Source organism: Streptomyces griseorubiginosus, assembly GCF_017614965.1.
Lineage (GTDB): Bacteria > Actinomycetota > Actinomycetes > Streptomycetales > Streptomycetaceae > Streptomyces > Streptomyces griseorubiginosus_B.
Window position 1 is genome coordinate 1 of record NZ_WVUG01000210.1, and the last position, 15,333, is coordinate 15,333.

At 72.8% G+C, this 15,333-nt stretch carries 14 protein-coding genes and 2 pseudogenes; 6 read left to right on the forward strand and 10 right to left on the reverse strand.

From position 1 onward, the window contains the following. Positions 1–1,110 (reverse strand): annotated as a pseudogene (locus GRC12_RS30460) (family 78 glycoside hydrolase catalytic domain); the annotation flags it as partial. Positions 1,111–1,340: 230 nt separating this feature from the next. Between GRC12_RS30460 and GRC12_RS30465 the strand changes: the two are divergent. Both GRC12_RS30465 and GRC12_RS30470 read left to right on the forward strand, forming a co-directional pair. Further along, the gene (locus GRC12_RS30465) at positions 1,341–1,481 is read left to right on the forward strand and encodes a hypothetical protein (protein WP_208782765.1); all 141 of its coding nucleotides are present in this window, start codon (positions 1,341–1,343) and stop codon (positions 1,479–1,481) included. A 7-nt stretch (positions 1,482–1,488) separates the two neighbouring features. Next, positions 1,489–2,094 (forward strand): TetR/AcrR family transcriptional regulator, encoded by a 606-nt coding sequence (locus GRC12_RS30470; protein WP_208782766.1) that lies wholly within the window; start codon positions 1,489–1,491, stop codon positions 2,092–2,094. A 16-nt stretch (positions 2,095–2,110) separates the two neighbouring features. Here the strand turns inward: GRC12_RS30470 and GRC12_RS30475 are convergent, their stop codons facing one another. The 4 genes from GRC12_RS30475 to GRC12_RS30490 all read right to left on the reverse strand — a co-directional run bounded on the left by GRC12_RS30475 (position 2,111) and on the right by GRC12_RS30490 (position 5,696). Then, the gene (locus GRC12_RS30475; protein WP_208782767.1) at positions 2,111–3,049 is read right to left on the reverse strand and encodes a CU044_5270 family protein; all 939 of its coding nucleotides are present in this window, start codon (positions 3,047–3,049) and stop codon (positions 2,111–2,113) included. Then, positions 3,046–3,717, reverse strand: a complete 672-nt coding sequence (locus GRC12_RS30480) for an RNA polymerase sigma factor (RefSeq protein ID WP_208782768.1) — start codon at positions 3,715–3,717, stop codon at positions 3,046–3,048. The genes GRC12_RS30475 and GRC12_RS30480 overlap by 4 nt, the downstream gene beginning before the upstream one ends. 63 nt (positions 3,718–3,780) lie before the next feature. After that, positions 3,781–4,836 carry a maleylacetate reductase gene (locus GRC12_RS30485; protein ID WP_208782769.1) on the reverse strand — a complete coding sequence of 352 codons (1,056 nt, stop codon included), beginning with the start codon at positions 4,834–4,836 and terminating at the stop codon, positions 3,781–3,783. Next, complete coding sequence (locus tag GRC12_RS30490; protein ID WP_208782776.1) at positions 4,833–5,696, reverse strand: dioxygenase family protein; 864 nt, start codon at positions 5,694–5,696, stop codon at positions 4,833–4,835. Before GRC12_RS30490 ends, GRC12_RS30485 begins: the two co-directional genes overlap by 4 nt. Before the next feature lie 1,098 nt (positions 5,697–6,794). Here GRC12_RS30490 and GRC12_RS30495 point away from each other — a divergent pair. The 3 genes from GRC12_RS30495 (at position 6,795) to GRC12_RS30505 (ending at position 11,283) form a co-directional block, all read left to right on the forward strand. Next, positions 6,795–7,994, forward strand: coding sequence for an EfeM/EfeO family lipoprotein (locus GRC12_RS30495; protein ID WP_208782770.1), 1,200 nt, complete (start codon positions 6,795–6,797; stop codon positions 7,992–7,994). Continuing rightward, a complete protein-coding gene (gene efeB, locus GRC12_RS30500; RefSeq protein ID WP_208782771.1) occupies positions 7,991–9,229 on the forward strand; it encodes an iron uptake transporter deferrochelatase/peroxidase subunit in 1,239 nt (412 codons plus the stop codon). Before GRC12_RS30495 ends, efeB begins: the two co-directional genes overlap by 4 nt. 221 nt (positions 9,230–9,450) lie before the next feature. Then, the gene (locus tag GRC12_RS30505) at positions 9,451–11,283 is read left to right on the forward strand and encodes a phospholipase C (protein WP_208782772.1); all 1,833 of its coding nucleotides are present in this window, start codon (positions 9,451–9,453) and stop codon (positions 11,281–11,283) included. A gap of 67 nt (positions 11,284–11,350) precedes the next feature. Here the strand turns inward: GRC12_RS30505 and GRC12_RS30510 are convergent, their stop codons facing one another. Beyond that, the gene (locus GRC12_RS30510; RefSeq protein WP_208782773.1) at positions 11,351–11,920 is read right to left on the reverse strand and encodes a rhodanese-like domain-containing protein; all 570 of its coding nucleotides are present in this window, start codon (positions 11,918–11,920) and stop codon (positions 11,351–11,353) included. A gap of 91 nt (positions 11,921–12,011) precedes the next feature. Between GRC12_RS30510 and GRC12_RS30515 the strand changes: the two genes are divergently transcribed. Next, positions 12,012–12,299 carry a metal-sensitive transcriptional regulator gene (locus GRC12_RS30515; protein ID WP_208782777.1) on the forward strand — a complete coding sequence of 96 codons (288 nt, stop codon included), beginning with the start codon at positions 12,012–12,014 and terminating at the stop codon, positions 12,297–12,299. A gap of 18 nt (positions 12,300–12,317) precedes the next feature. On the opposite strand, the gene GRC12_RS30520 is transcribed toward GRC12_RS30515, so the two are convergent. From GRC12_RS30520 to GRC12_RS30535, 4 genes and pseudogenes are all read right to left on the reverse strand, one after another. After that, on the reverse strand, positions 12,318–13,064 hold the full coding sequence (locus tag GRC12_RS30520; RefSeq protein ID WP_208782774.1) for a sulfite exporter TauE/SafE family protein: 747 nt from the start codon (positions 13,062–13,064) through the stop codon (positions 12,318–12,320). Next, positions 13,061–13,429, reverse strand: a complete 369-nt coding sequence (locus GRC12_RS30525) for a rhodanese-like domain-containing protein (protein ID WP_208782778.1) — start codon at positions 13,427–13,429, stop codon at positions 13,061–13,063. Before GRC12_RS30525 ends, GRC12_RS30520 begins: the two co-directional genes overlap by 4 nt. 39 nt (positions 13,430–13,468) lie before the next feature. Continuing rightward, on the reverse strand, positions 13,469–14,827 hold the full coding sequence (locus GRC12_RS30530) for an MBL fold metallo-hydrolase (RefSeq protein WP_208782775.1): 1,359 nt from the start codon (positions 14,825–14,827) through the stop codon (positions 13,469–13,471). A gap of 113 nt (positions 14,828–14,940) precedes the next feature. Further along, positions 14,941–15,333 (reverse strand): annotated as a pseudogene (locus tag GRC12_RS30535) (hypothetical protein); the annotation flags it as partial.

Below are 15,333 nucleotides of genomic sequence, written 5' to 3' on the forward strand. Positions count from 1 at the left end.
GATGTAGGGGTTCTTGGGCGGGAAGGTCAGTCCGTCGAGGGTGGCGATGCCGGCCTCGAAGGGGTTGGCGCCGGTGGTGAGGTCGACGGCGAAGTCGGGGGCGCCGGTGCCGGTCACCTTGACGTCGCGGATGGTGGCGGAGGTGCCGCCGGCGAAGCCGAAGCTGCCGTGCCGGCGGATCTGGTCGCCGGTGAGGGTGCGGCGGTCGACCTCGACCTCGTTGACGGTGGTGGTGACGGTGAGGTCCGTAGCCGTGACCCGGACGGTGTGGTCGCGGGTGGCCCACGTGTCCTTGGTCAGGCCGGTGGAGGCGGGGAGCGTGATCGTGGCGACGGGCACGCTGCGGGTGCCGGCGGTGGTGGGGTTGGTCTCGCTCTGGGGGTCGTAGTGGTCGACGCCCCAGTCGGGTTCGGAGGTGCCGTCGTCGACCCAGGTGTTGCCGGCGTAGTGGCTGGTCCTCATGACCAGCTGCATGTCGTCGCCGTTCTGCCGGAGAGCCCAGTTGAGGCCCTCCCCCCAGGTCTTGCCGATCGGTTCGGCGCGCAGCAACAGGGACAGGCCGCCGGTGGGATCGGGGCCGCCACGGAAGACGACCGTGGCGGTCAGGTCCCGCCAGTCGTGGTCCTGGGGCTGGCGCCCGCCGATCCACTGCGCGCCCGCCCAGTCCTTCTCCCCCTTCAGCAGACCGGTCTCCCACCGCGCGGGCTCGCTCCAGGGCCCGGGAACACCTTTCTCGTCCCAGCTCCGCACCTGCCAGAAGTACGCCCGCTCCGAACCCAGCGAACCGCCCTCGTAAGGGACTTCGGTGCTGTTGGAGCTCGCCACCTTGCCGCTGCGCCAGACGTCCGCCCGGCCGGGTCCGGTGCCGACCCGGATCTCGTACGCGGTCTGGCGGGCCACCGGAGGCACCCAGCTGAAGGCCGGTGTGGTCTCGGTGCCCAGCGGCTCGGTGCGGGAGTTGACCTGCAGCCCGGCCGGTGCGGCACCGCGCCCCCCGGACGCCCGGGCCTGCGGTGCGGCGGCGAGCGGGAGACAGGCCCCGGCCGCCGCCGCGGTCATGACGCCGATCAGGTGCCGGCGGCTCAGCGCACTTCTGTTGTCCTCGTCCACGGATCGTTCCTTTCGTCCCCGGAAGGCAGGGTGGAACCAGTGCTTGAAACGAAGCGTTTGAAACGTTTCAATACCTTCCAAGTGGAAAGCTTACGAACGACCCGGGCGAAGCACAATGGTTCGGCGGCTGGGCGTTCGACGGCGGGAAGATCCGAGTCTTCAGCTGCGCAGGGTCGAGGTCTGCGCCGGCCCGGGCCTGGTCCCGGTCCACGTCCCAGACCGCCCTGCTCGTGCTGACGAACGCCCCCGGCCGGATCATCATGAGGGAGAACACGCTGGGCGTGACGACCCGGCGCACGGAGGCCCTCGCGTTCGTGGAACAGTTCCTCGAGCGCTACGAGATTTTCGGGTCGCTTCGTCGAGGAGGGTGAGCGCACCGTGGGGCAGGCAAGAGCGCGGGGGCCGTACGCCAAGACACCGGCCCGCCGGGCGGAGATCGTACGGGCGGCCCGTGAGAGCTTCGCCGAGCGCGGTTACGCCAAGGCCTCCCTGCGCGACATCGCCGAGCGGGCCGGCATCACCCACGCCGGACTGCTGCACCACTTCCGCAACAAGGACGAACTGCTCGCCGAGGTGCTCGCCGACCGCGACGCGGAGGAGTGGCAGGAGGGCCTGGACCAGGTGGAACGGCCGGACCAGCTCGGCCCCTACCTCGCCGGGCTCATCCGGCGCCACCAGACGGCCCCCGAGCTGATGCGGCTGTGGATCGAGCTCGCGGCGGCGGCCTCCCGGCCCGACCATCCCGCGCACACGTACTTCGTCGATCGTTACGAACGCAGCCGCGCCCAGTTCGCCGACGGCTTCCCCGACGAGGCGGCCCGTGGCGCACTCCGCGAGGGGGTCACCCCCGAGAGCGCCGCGGTGCTCTTCCAGGCGGTGCTCAACGGGCTCCAGTTGCAGTGGGTCCTCGACCAGGACCTCGACATCGTGGGACCGGTCACCGATTTCGTGCGCCTGCTGTTCGGGCGGGACGACGCCCGATGATCAATACACCCCGCACTCAGCCGGCCGGCGTCTGACCCACCTTGTCCGCTACCCCGGTGTCGAGCAGTGCCTCCTTGTTCGAGCCGAGGTAGTCGAGGGACCGCTTGTCGAAGACCCAGACGGTGCGGTCGCCGCGGTCCTTGAAGGTCAGGCCGATGCCCGAGCGGCCCGCGTAGTCCTTGGCGTTCCGGACGACCGAGACGCCGGAGATCCGCGCCGCGGCGCGGTAGAGGGCGGCGTCCAGTGCGGGCAGCAGCGTGGCGTCGGGCAGCATGTCGCCGATCTTCTCCAGCGCGGCGCTCTGCTCGGACTGCCCCTCGCTCCTGCCGTGGGCGTACAGCTTCTCCAGCAGGGCGCCGGGATCCGTGGGCAGCGCCGCCAGTTCGCGGTAGGTGGTGACATTGGCGTCGGGGTTCAGCCGCATGTCGTGGGTGCCCTTGGAGTACGAGGCGAACGGGTCCCGCGGACGGGGCGGCGGGCCCACCAGCACCGTGATCCGGCGCAGGCCCGCGCGCTTGCCGTCGACGGCCGTCCAGGTGGACTCGCGCAGCACCCGGATGTCGTCGTCCGCGAACTTCATGGAGCCCTGGGTGCGGACGTAGACGTACTGGTCGTCGCGTACCGGCACGGTCTGCTTGGCGGCCGCGACCTCGGCGATGCGGTTGAGGAGGTCGGCCGCGCTCGCGTCGGGGGCGGGGGTGGCGGCGGAGCCGATCAGGACGGTGGCGGCCACCGCCGCGGCCGCGCCCAGGGGTACGGCCATCAGGACGAAGCGGCGGCCCGGGGAGCGCCGGCGGGTCCCGGGCGCCTTCCCGGTCTCCTCGAAGTGCCGTGTCTCCATGGTCAGTTCGCGCATGAGATGGTCCTTCAGCAGGTCGTGGCGGTCGCTCGTCAGGACCGGTTCGCCCGGGCTCGGCAGCAGCCTGGCCAGTTCCTCGCGCTCTTCGGGGTTCATCGGTGCTTCTCCTGTGTCGACCGGGCCGTCTCGGGGCGGCCACCCGGTACCTGTCCGGTGCGCGGGCCGGGTCTCGCCTTCTCCTGCCGGGCCAGCTCCGCCTCCGACAGCCGTCGCAGGCGCTGCCTGGCCCGGGCGAGCCGTGAGCGCACGGTGCTGGCGGGAACGCCGAGGGCCTCGCCCGCTGCCGCGTAGCTCAGGCCCGACCAGACGCACAGGGCGAACACCTCGCGCTCGCCGCTACGGAGCCTGCTCAGCGCGGTGCGGGCGGCGGTGAGGCGCGCGGCGTCCTCCATGCGGCCGACGAGGTCGTCGGCGAAGTCGGGCAGGGGGTCCCGGTCCGGTAACCGGGCGAGCGCGGCGCTGTGCCGGCGGGCGGCTCGGCGGACGTTGCGCAGGACGTTGGTGGCGATGCCGTAGAGCCAGGACCGCAGGCTCTCGTCCGCGGGCGTGCCGGTGTCCTGGTCGAGGCCGGCGGCCTCGGCTCTGAGTCGCTCGCGCAGCCGCCAGGCCTCCAGGAAGGTCAGGGACACCACGTCCTCCGCGGTGCCCCGGTCCCCGGTCAGCCGGGCGGCGTGGCCGTAGACGGCCCGGGCGTGCGCGGTGAACAGCTCGGCGAACGCCTCGGGATCGCCCGCGCGTATCCGCTCACGTAGGGAAAGTTCCACAACCAGCTCTGTCCGCCCGGCCCGGGTCGTCTCTGTGGCGACGATCACATCATGCGTGGACCGTCAGGGCGCGAGGCTCCCGTTGAGGGCGTCCGTGAGCAGGCTGCGCAGCTCCGGTCCGGTGATCGGGCGGGGGTTGGCGTAGGGCTGGGCCTGGGCCTGGGTGACGACCTCGCCCAAGTCCGCCTCGGTCAGCCCGAGTTGGGCCAGGGAGCGCGGGGCGCCCAGGGCGGCGGAGGTGCGGGCGAGGTGGTCGGGTACGTCGTCGGTGGCCAGCGCCCGGCGCAGGGACTGGTCGGCTTCCGGTGCCGCCGGGAGGTTGAAGGCGGCGACGTACGGGAGCAGGACGGTGTGGGTGGCGGCGTGGGGCAGGTCGAAGGTGCCGCCGAGGATGTGGCAGAGCTTGTGGTGCAGGGACATGGTGGTGGCGCCCAGACAGGCGCCGCACAGCCAGGCACCGCGCAGGGCGTCGGCGCGGGCGTCGGTGTCCAGCGGGTCGGCGGCGATCGCGGGCAGGGCCGTGCCCAGGGAGCGGACCGCCTCCTCGGCCATGGCGGAGACGATCGGCGAGGCATCGGGGGCGTAGAGGGCCTCCACGGCGTGCGCGACGGCGTTGAAGCCGCTGGTGACCGACACGTCGACGGGGAGGCCGACGGTGAGGTCGGGGTCGTAGACGACGCTGCGGGGCAGGACGGCGCGGTCGCGGCCGGTGCGCTTGCGGCCGTGCTCGGTCAGCCCCCACACGGGGGTCATCTCCGAGCCGGCGTAAGTGGTGGGCACGCAGATCACGGGCAGCCCGGAGTCCAGGGCGATCGCCTTGCCCAGGCCGACGGTCGATCCGCCGCCGATGGCCAGGCAGCCGTCGGCACCGGTGTCCCGGGCCGCCGCGCGGGCGGCGTCGGCGACCTCGACCGGGACGTGCATCCGGGCCTCGGTGAAGGTCCCGGCGCACGCGTCGCCGAGGAGGGCGGCCGCCTGCTCGGCGAGGGCGCGCTGACCGGGCGTGGACAGCACCAGCAGCCGGCGCAGCCCCAACCGCTGCGCTTCCTGAGGCAGTTGGCGCAGACTGCCGGAACCGAAGACGACCCGCATGGGCAGGGCCTCGTAGGTGAAGGTCATCGGGAGCCCTCCGGCGCCAGGAAGATGTCGAAGCGGGCGTGCGCGAACGGCACGGTCACGCCGAGGCGTTCGGCGTCCTGTTCGTCGTGGGACTCGGCGAACTCGGTGATCAGGCCGCTCTTCACGGCGAAGACGGCGTCGGAGTCGATGTAGGGGCTGTCGGCGACGAACACGTGCGTGGTCACCGGGAGGTGGCCCGCCGCCTTCGCGATGAAGTGGATGTGGGCGGGGCGGTAGGGGTGGCGGCCGGTGGCTTCGAGAAGGCGTCCGACGGGGCCGTCCGTGGGGATCGGGTAGTGGGAGGGGACGACGGTGCGGAACCAGTAGCGGCCCTCGTCGTCCGCGCGGAAGAGTCCGCGTCCGTTGCCCGGCGGCTGGACGTCGGGCTGCTGGACGTCGTAGAAGCCCTGCTCGTTGCACTGCCACACGTCGAGTTCGGCACCCGGCAGCGGGGTCCCGTCGGCGGTGAGCACCCGGCCGGAGACCACGCATGCCCGGCCGGTGCCCAACAGGTCGATGGAATCTCCGAGTTCGCGGCGCGGGGACTCGGTCATGTGGAAGGGGCCCAGCACCGTGCTCTCGGTGCCGTCCTCGGTCCCGTTGATGGTCTCCACCAGCATGGAGACGCCGAGGACGTCGGAGAGCAGGACGAACTCCTGCCGGGTGTCGTCGCACTTCTGGCCGACGGCGGTGAGGAAGTCGATCGCCTGCTCCCACTCCCCGAGCGTGGGCTCGACCTCCCGCACGAAGTCGTGGAGGTGGCGGGTCAGGCTCCCCAGCAGCTCCCGCAGCCGCTGGTCCTTGGTGGTGCGGAAGCTCTCCACGACCGCGTCGGTGGCGGTCTCGACGGTGAAGTCCATGGCGTTCCCAGCTGTTCGAAGATCGCGGCCCAGTAGTTGATCCATAAACCAGTGTGCAGCGTACGCGTCGCGTTCGCCCGCGTGGCCGTAGAGGGTGTGTTCCCCGCCGGGCCGGACGCGGACGGTCACGGCGGCCGGGTGGGCCGCGCGACGGAAGGGCCCCTGGTGCTCGCGGCGGGCGAGGACCCCGGCCGCCGTGGAGCACGACCGGCGGCGGGCGGTGCGGTGCCTGTCCGGCGCGAAGCACAGGGTGTCCATGACCGCCGCCCCTCGCTCCAGGTCCCCGGTGCCCACCAGAGCCGCCATCCGCCCGCGGCGGGCGGCACGGAATTCGGTGACCGCCGGTGCCGCCGGGGCACCGTTGACGGCCACGGCGGCGGCCGGATGGGCGGAGAACCGGCCGCCGAGGCAGACGCCCCGCACGCCGACGGGCCAGGCGAGGCGGGAGTGGGGCACAGGGCCCGGGATGCCGCAGCGGACAGACGCAGCCGGCCGGTGAGCGTGCCGCCCCGGTGAGGGATCTCGACGCGCTGCGGGTGCTCGTCCGCGATGGCCACGGCCGCATCCTGCCATCGCCTCCCGCCGGCGGTCCCGGCGAGCCGCCGGCGTGCGTCCGCGTCGTCCGTGCCGCAGTCGACCAGCCGGGTGAACGGCATGGCGCTGTGCGGGCGCGGCGACGAGCGGCTCGCGGTCCGGGATGGTCCTCCGACCGCCTCCACCGTCCCGCACAGCGCCCGTCCAGCTCGTCGAGCAGGGCGCCGAGGTTGTGCTGTCAGTTGCGTGCCGTGCGTCGAGGGCCACCGCCGCTTCGCCGCCGCCCTGCCCACGTACCGCTCGCCCCACAGGACCGTGCGGGCGCGCCGGCTCTCGCCTTCCGGCCGGTTCGAGCGGCCGCTGCCGTGGTCCGATCCGTGGGCGCGGCTCCAGAGGGCCGTCGTCCGCTGTCTTCTGGACACCCCCGGTGGCCGCTGAACGCCTCCCCGGACGTCGGGTGAACCCAGGGGGAACTCTTGGTCATGGCTTGTTGTGGACGCCCGTTCGGGCCGATTCCGCTTCCTAGGATGTGGTGATCACGTACGTACGACTCCGGAGGTCCGGATGCCGTTCTCCGGCCTCAGGCTGACCCCGCTGCGGCTGGGCGGGGCGCTCGGTCTGCTGCTGGTGCTCGCCCTCGTCGGCCTGTCGCTGGCCCGCTCGGGGGGCGGAGCCCACGCCCGGACCGCCTCCGGCGGACTGCCGCACACCACCGTCGAGGTCTCGCCGAGCCGCTGCGGCCACGGCTGGGACGACCCGGTCCCCGGCGTCCAGGTCTTCGACCTGCACAACTCCACCGACGGCGCCGCCGAGGTCTTCCTGGAGGACCCGAGGAGCCAGGCCGTGTACGGCGAGGTCGAGGACATCGGCCCCGGCACGACCCGCACCCTGACCGTCCGCGTCGGCAAGGGCTCCTACGCCTTCAAGTGCGTGCCCGACGACGCCGACGCCGTCACCGGACCCACCGTCCGGATCAGCCACGGCCGTCCGGGACCGGCCGCCGCCCCGGTCAGCGAGCACGACCTGATCCCGCCCGCGATCGCCTATCAGAAGTGGGTCGGCACCGGACTCGCCGACGTCGTACGGCTGACCACCGCCCTGCGCGACGACATCGGCCGCGGGGATCTCGCCGGGGCGCGCACCGACTGGCTGCCGGCGCATCTGGAGTACGAGCGGCTGGGCGCCGCCTACGACGCCTTCGGGGACGCCGACGGGCAGATCAACGGCACCGACGCGGGGCTGGCCGACGGGGTGCGCGACAAGGACTTCACCGGGTTCCACCGGATCGAGTACGGGTTGTGGCACGGGCAGTCGGCGCGGCAGCTGCGCGGTCCGGCCGGCGCCCTGGTGAAGGCCGTCACCGCGCTGCGCGACGACTGGGCGCAGACCCGGATGGACCCCGCCCAACTCGGGCTGCGGGCGCACGAGATCCTGGAGAACACCGTGCAGTTCGAGCTGACCGGCCGGACCGACTACGGCAGCGGCAGCAACCTCGCCACCGCCCGCGCCAACCTCGACGGCACCCGTGAGGTGCTCTCCCGGCTGCGGCCGCTGCTCACCACCCGGTACGCCGACCTGCCCGGCCTGGACAAGGCGCTGGACCGGGCCGGGCGGACCCTGGACGGTTTCCGGCACGGTGGCTCCTGGACGCCGCTGGACCGGCTGAGCCGTACGCGCCGCGAGGACGTCGACGCGGTGTTCGGTGATCTGGTGGAGCGGCTGGCGTCGGTGGCGACCCTGTTCGACCCGCGGAGGACGGTGTGAGCACGCACGAGCAGCCGGACGGGGTCGGCCGCCGCCGGTTCCTGCGGGGCGCGGCCCTGGCGGGGGCGGGACTGGCCGCGGGAGGCGCGGCCGCCCCCGGCGCGGCGACGACCGTCTCCGCCGCGGCCACTGCCCCGGTCGCGCCGTTCCACGGCGTCCACCAGGCCTCCGTGATCGCCAAGCCCCGCAGGTGCACGGTGTTCACCTCCCTCGACGTGACCGCCGACAACCGCGCCGACCTGACCGACCTGCTCAGGACGGTCACCGAGCGCGCCCGCTTCCTGACCGCGGGCGGCACCCCCGACCCGGTCGGCATCACCGCCCCGCCCGCCGACTCCGGCGTCCTCGGCGAGCGACTGCCGTCCGGGGCGCTGGCGGTGACCGTGGGCGTCGGCGCGTCGCTCTTCGACGACCGGTTCGGCCTTGCCGCGCTCAAGCCCCGCCGTCTGACGGCCATGCCGTCCTTCCCCGACGACGACCTCAGGGCGGACTGGTGCCACGGCGACCTCAGCCTGCAACTGCACGCCGACGACACCGACACCGTGCTGCACGCGCTGCGGGACATCGCCCGGCACACCCGCGGCGGGATGCAGGTCCGATGGCGCCTCGACGGCTTCTCCAGCCCGCCGAGGCCCTCCGGCACCCCGCGCAACCTGATGGGCTTCAAGGACGGCACCGCCAACCCGGACCACACCAGTGCGCGCGAGATGGACCGGCTGGTGTGGGTGGGCCGCTCGCTGGGCGAGCCGGACTGGGCCGTCGGCGGCAGCTACCAGGTCGTCCGGCTGATCCGGATGCTGGTGGAGTTCTGGGACCGGGTCTCGCTGAACGAGCAGGAGCGCATGTTCGGCCGCTCCCGGGAGTCCGGCGCGCCCCTGGACGGCGACGCGGAGCACGACACGCCGAAGTACACCGACGACCCCAAGGGCGACGTCATCCCGCTGGACTCCCACATCCGGCTCGCCAACCCCCGTACGACGGCCACCGCCGACCAGCGCATCCTGCGCCGCGCCTACAACTACGACCGGGGCATGGACGGCAACGGCAACCTCGACATGGGGCTGCTGTTCTGCTGCTACCAGCAGGACCTGGCCCGGCAGTTCGAGACGGTGCAGCACCGGCTGGCGGGCGAGCCGCTGACCGACTACATCAGCCCCTTCGGCGGCGGCTACTTCTTCGCCCTGCCCGGCGTGCGCGACAGCGGGGACTGGTACGGGCGCGCCCTGCTGACCTGACCGTGTGTCACCTGACTGTCCCGTGTCTTCGTCCTGTATGACCTGACCTGTATGGACAACTTCTTAGCCCGATCGGTCAATACACAGTCAAGGTTTGTCCCAGCATCCCTGACCCGGTGTTCACCCTCGCGCCATCATGTCTCCGCCGAAGTGCCCCGCACACGGCGGAGCATCCGTGCCGGTAAGACGCACCGACCTTCATGTCCGGAGGGTGAACCAGCATGGCCAGCACTGGAAGACGAACGGCGACGAGGAGCATCGGGGCACTGGTGGGAGCCGCCGCGCTCACCGTCCTCGGCAGCAGCGCCCCCGCCTGGGCCGCCGTACCCGCGGGCCACCCGGGCCACTCCTCGACCGCGACGCCGATCAAGCACGTGGTCGTGCTGTTCGACGAGAACATCTCCTTCGACCACTACTTCGCCACCTACCCGAAGGCCGCCAACACCGACGGCACGAGGTTCACGGCGTCCAAGAAGACGCCGAAGAACATCGACACGCTGGCGCACGCGGGTCTGCTGACGAAGAACCCCAACCAGTACCTGCCCAAGCGGCTCACCCCGGCGCAGGCCCTGACCTGCGACCAGAACCACTCCTACGGGCCGGAGCAGTACGCGGCGAACGGCGGCAAGGCCGACCAGTACGTGCAGAACACCGAGGTCGACAAGTGCAGCGGCGGCCTGTTCGGCGAGCCGGGCCTGGTGATGGACTACTACGACGGCAACACCGTCACCGCGCTGTGGAACTACGCCCAGCACTACTCCCTCAACGACCGCTCCTTCAGCTCGGTCTACGGCCCCTCCACGCCGGGCGCGCTCAACCTGGTCTCGGGTCAGACGCACGGTGTCGTCTCCGTCGACCCCACGACCGGCAAGCAGACCTCGACCCCCGACTCGTACGCGGTCAAGTCGCCGGACGCCAAGGGTGTCGGCACGGTCGTCAACGACCCCGACCCCGCCTTCGACGACTGCTCCGACAAGGACCGCACCAGCACCAATGCGCTGGCCGCGATGCAGGGCAGGAACATCGGTGACCTGCTCAACGCCAAGAAGGTGACGTGGGGCTGGTTCCAGGGCGGCTTCCGGCCGTCCACGGCCTGGGACGGCAAGTCGGGCGACCACGCCAAGTGCGACACCGCGCACGCCAACATCGGCGGCGCCTCCTCGGTCGACTACAGCCCGCACCACTCGCCGTTCCAGTACTACAAGTCGACGTCCAACCCGCACCACCTGCCGCCGAAGAGCGTCGACGAGATCGGTCACAACGGCCAGGCCAACCACAACTACGACCTGACCGACTTCACCGCCGCGGTCAAGGCGGGCAAGCTCCCGGCGGTCAGCTTCGTCAAGGCCGGCGAGTACCAGGACGGCCACGCGGGCTACTCCGACCCGATCGACGAGCAGCACTTCCTCGTCAGCCAGATCAACGCGATCCAGAGCTCGCCGCAGTGGAAGTCGACGGCCGTCGTCATCGCGTACGACGACTCCGACGGCTGGTACGACCACGCCTACGCCGCCCCGCGCAACGGCTCCACGGACACCTCGCTCGGTTCCAACAACAAGGCCACGGACAGCCCCGCCTGCCAGGCCGGTCCGAAGGCGTCCGGCGGCTACGCGGACCGCTGCGGCCCCGGTACCCGTCAGCCGCTGCTGGTCATCTCGCCCTACAGCAAGGTCAACAAGGTCGACCACACGCTGACCGACCAGTCCTCGATCATCCGTTTCGTCGAGGACAACTGGCACACCGGCCGTATCGGCGACCACTCCTTCGACGCCACGGCCGGTTCGCTGTCCGGCATGTTCGACTTCCGGCACCCCAACGACAAGCAGGTGCTGCTGAACGCGAACGGCTCGGTGAAGTCGGTCGGTCCGATCCGGCACATCGCCCCGGTCTCCACGCACATCACCCCGGGCCCGGCGATGCAGAACACCGCCGCGAGCACCGACGCCTCGCGGTTCCCCGGCCTGGCGGTCGGCCTGGGCGTGGGCGCGCTGCTGGCCGCGGGCGCCACGGGCACGTACCTGACGATGCGCCGCAGGCAGCACGGCGCCGCGTGATGCCAACCGCATGACCAGTGAGGCCCGGTCCTTCCGCAAGGACCGGGCCCCACTGCGTGCGACGCGCTCAGCGCGTGCGCAACGCGGTGAGGGCGGCGTCGAGGTCGCGCGCACGCGGGCGGTTGTGGGGCAGCTTGGCGAGCAGGGCCGCCAAACCGCACGTGTTCGTCAGGGCGGAGACGACCAGACCGGCCGCGACAGCGGCGGAGAGCAACCGCAGGGCCGGGTGCACCAGCAGGCCGAGGAGGAGGCCGAGCAGGACCACGCTGCCCGCGGTGAAGCGGACCTGACGCTCCATCGTCCAGTCGGCCCGTGCGGCGGGACGGTGCAGTTCATGGCCGTCGGCGGCCCAGGCGGCGGTGCCGCCCGCCAGGGTCGCGGTGGCGACGCCGTGTTCGGCCAGGAGCCGGGAGGCGGTGTCCGAGCGGGCGCCGGACGCGCAGACCACGAGGACGCCGCCCCGCTCGGCGGCCCCGCGTATCTCCGGCAGCGCGCGACGGACGTGGTCCAGCGGGATGTTGAGCGCGCCCGGGAGATGACCGGAGGCGTATTCACCCGGCGTGCGGACGTCGATGACGGTGAGGCCGGGCAGCCGGGTTCGGGCCTGGCCGGGGTCGAGGGTGAGGGGTGCGGTCATGGCAGGTGTGATCCTTGTGATCCGGTGATGGTCGACGCCGTCCCGAACCGGGACGTACAGTACCCCTAGGGGTATTGGTCGAGGAGTGATGGTGGAACTGGAACTCGAGGGCGCGGACCTGAAGTCCGTGCTGAACCGGCTGCGGCGCGCACAGGGTCAGATCTCCGGGGTGATCCGGATGATCGAGGAGGGACGCGACTGCGAGGACGTCGTCACGCAGCTCGCCGCCGCCTCGCGCGCCCTGGACCGGGCCGGTTTCGCGATCATCGCCACCGGTCTGCAGCAGTGCCTGACCGATGTCGGGTCCGGCCGCAAGAACGGTGAGGACACCGAGCAGATGCGGGCCCGGCTGGAGAAGCTGTTCCTGTCACTGGCGTGAGACGGGCGGCCGTGGCGGTCACAGCAGCGCGTCGAGCAGCATGATGGCCGCCACGAGCAGCAGGACGACGGCGAAGATCCGCTGGAGCGCGGTGCCGGACACCTTGGCCGCCAGCCGCTTGCCGTCCCAGGCGCCCAGGATCGCGGCCCCGACGAACGGACCGACGACGGCCCAGTCCAGGCTCTGCGCCGTACCGGCCCGCATCGCCAGCGCCGCCAGCGAGTTGACGGTGATGACGAGCAGGCTGGTGCCCACCGCCGCCCGCATCCGCAGGCCGAGCACGCCCACCAGCGCGGGCACGGCGAGGAAGCCGCCGCCGACACCGAGCACACCGGTGACCGCGCCGAGACCGGCACCGGCCGCCGCCGCGCGGCCCGGACGCACCGCCACGGCGCCCGGTACGGCGGGCCGCGAGCCCAGCATCCGTACCGCCGCCGCTGCCGCCACCACCGCGAAGGCCGCCGTCAGCACCGCCTGGGGCACGCTCGCGGCGAGTGCGCCGCCCAGCATCGCCGGGCCGGTTCCGGCGGCCGCGAACAGCAGTCCCGTACGCCAGCGCACCTGGCCGTCGCGGGCGTGCGCGGACAGGGCGGTGGCGGAGGTGAGGGTGACGATGACCAGGCTCGCGGTGGTGGCCGCGACCGGGGTGAAACCGAGCAGGTAGATCAGGGCGGGCACGGCCAGGACGCTGCCGCCGCCCCCGAGCGCGCCGAGCGCCAGCCCTATGGCGCCGCCGGCGACCAGGGCGAGGACGACCGCGGTCACGCGACGGTGCCGTTGCGGCCTCGGGCGTCCACCACCGGCAGTCCGGCGGCCGCCCAGTCCCGCATTCCGCCGATGACGTCCACGGCGTCCGCTCCCCGCGCGGCGAGCAGTTCGGCGGCCTGGCGGGACCGGTTGCCGGAGCGGCAGATCACGACCAGCGGCCGCGCCTGCGCCCGGGCGGGAAGCCCTGCTCCGGCCGCCAGCGCCGAGAGGGGCAGATGCATGGCCCCGGGCGCGTGCCCGGCCTGCCATTCGTGGGATTCACGGACGTCCAGCAGCACGGCGTCGCCGTCGCCGGTCCGGGCGGCGGCCTCCTGGACGCTCACCCGGCCCGAACCGCCCCGGTCCCGCCGGAAGAGACTCATCATGCTGTTCACTTCGTTCCCTGCTCCCTGCTCGGTGGCTCAGCCGTTGCGGACGACGAGCCCGGCCTGCTCGGCCGCGGCGAAGCCGTCGTCCACGGCGACGACGTCACGGCCCGCGGCGTCCAGCAGGGAGGCGGCGACGGCGGCGCGCATACCGCCCGCGCAGTGCACCCAGACCTGGCCGGCCGGGACCTCGTCGAGGCGGCGGTGCAGGGTGTGGACGGGAAGGTGCACCGAGCCCTCGACATGTCCGCCCGCGCGTTCGGAGTCACGGCGGACGTCGAGGACGACGACGCCGTCGCGGGGACGCGCGGCGAGGTCCGCGAAGGTGGCGCGCCGGAAGGAGGCGGGCCGTTCGCCGGGGCGGAGCCAGTCGGCCGGAGCGCCGGTGGCCGCGGCGGCGGGACGGTCGATGCCGACCCGGGCCAGCTCGCGCTGCGCGGCGGCCAGTTGCCCGGCCGACTCGGCGAGCAGGGTGACCGGCTTGCCCCAGGGGATCAGCCAGGCCAGGTAGGTGGCGAGCCGGCCCTGGGCCTCGAAGTTGAACGAGCCCGCGACATGCCCCTCGGCGAAGGCGACCCGGTGGCGCAGATCGACCACCCACTCCCCCGCGGCCAGCCGGCCCGCGATGTCGTCGGGGTCGGCGTGGGCGGGCGGGGTCAGGTCGACGGGCGCGGGGCCGGCGGCATTGGCCGGTCCCATGTGCGTGTAGTAGGCGGGGATGTCGTCCAGGCCGGCCAGCAGGCCGGCGACGAAGGCGTCCACGTCCCGGGTGAGGGCGTCGTTGGACGCCCTCTCCTTGCCGATGGTCGTGCCGTCGTCGGCCGTCTGGGCGGAGGAGCAGAAGCTGCCGAACCCGTGGGTGGGCAACACGGCGGTGTCGTCGGGCAGTTCGGCGGCCAGGCGGCGCGCGGAGGCGTGCTGGGCCCGGGCGAGGCGTTCGGTCAGCCGCGGCTCGACCAGGTCCGGCCGGCCGACGGTGCCGATCAGCAGCGAGCCGCCGGTGAAGACCGTGACGGCGGTGCCGTCCTCCTCCAGGACGTAGGAGATGTGGTGCGGGGTGTGGCCGGGGGTGGCGAGCGCGCGCAGGGCGAGCCCGGCGTCGACGGCCACGTTGTCGCCGTCGTGCACCGGGGTGCGCTCGAAGGAGACGTGGGCCTTGGCGGGGACCAGGTAGGCGGCGCCGGTGACGCGGGCCAGTTCCAGGCCGCCGCTGACGTAGTCGTTGTGCACGTGCGTCTCCACGACGTGGGATATCCGCACCCCGCGCAGCGCGGCGACGGTGATCACCCGGTCGATGTCGCGCGGCGGATCGACCACCACGGCGGTCCGCTCACCGCCCGCCAGGTATCCGCGGTTGCCGAGGCCCGGCACCTCGATGACGTCGATGAAGAACACGACCTGCTCCCTTCCGTTCGATCATTCGAGAATCGAGAATTACCCCCGGGGGTATATGGACGACGGTAGCACGGATACCCATGGGGGTATTTTCTCGGGAGCTCGGTGTCCGCTCAGGCGTTGCGGTTCAGGCGTTCGACCCGCGCCGCGGCCGTTTTCGCGCGTCGGCCGGCCTCGCGTACGCGGCGCTCGGCGGCCCGGGCCCGTTCGCGGGCCTCGCGGACGGCGGTCCCGGCCTGTCGCTGCTCCTCCTCGAGCCGGCGCAGCTCCTCGCTCAGTTCGCCGACACGCCGCCGCAGGGCATCCGCGCGCTCCTCGGCCTCCCGGATCCGCCGGTCTGCCTCGGCCGCCTCTTCCTGTCCGGCTCTGAGCTCCGCGTCGGCCTGCTCGGCCTCCCGCCGGGCCCTCTCCAGACGGCGGCGGCGCTCGTCGGCGGCCTTGTCCGCGCGCCGGGGCGTGGAAGGATGCGGCGCCTGCCGACGGGCGGGCGGGGTGCGGCGGGCGGT

Excerpts from the sequence above, each read along its gene's own strand:
- GRC12_RS30475 (WP_208782767.1), bottom strand. The coding sequence starts at position 3,049 with ATGAACCCCGAAGAGCGCGAGGAACTGGCCAGGCTGCTGCCGAGCCCG.
- GRC12_RS30485 (WP_208782769.1), bottom strand. The coding sequence starts at position 4,836 with ATGACCTTCACCTACGAGGCCCTGCCCATGCGGGTCGTCTTCGGTTCC.
- GRC12_RS30490 (WP_208782776.1), bottom strand. The coding sequence starts at position 5,696 with ATGGACTTCACCGTCGAGACCGCCACCGACGCGGTCGTGGAGAGCTTC.
- GRC12_RS30495 (WP_208782770.1), top strand. The coding sequence starts at position 6,795 with ATGCCGTTCTCCGGCCTCAGGCTGACCCCGCTGCGGCTGGGCGGGGCG.
- GRC12_RS30505 (WP_208782772.1), top strand. The coding sequence starts at position 9,451 with ATGGCCAGCACTGGAAGACGAACGGCGACGAGGAGCATCGGGGCACTG.
- GRC12_RS30510 (WP_208782773.1), bottom strand. The coding sequence starts at position 11,920 with ATGACCGCACCCCTCACCCTCGACCCCGGCCAGGCCCGAACCCGGCTG.
- GRC12_RS30525 (WP_208782778.1), bottom strand. The coding sequence starts at position 13,429 with ATGAGTCTCTTCCGGCGGGACCGGGGCGGTTCGGGCCGGGTGAGCGTC.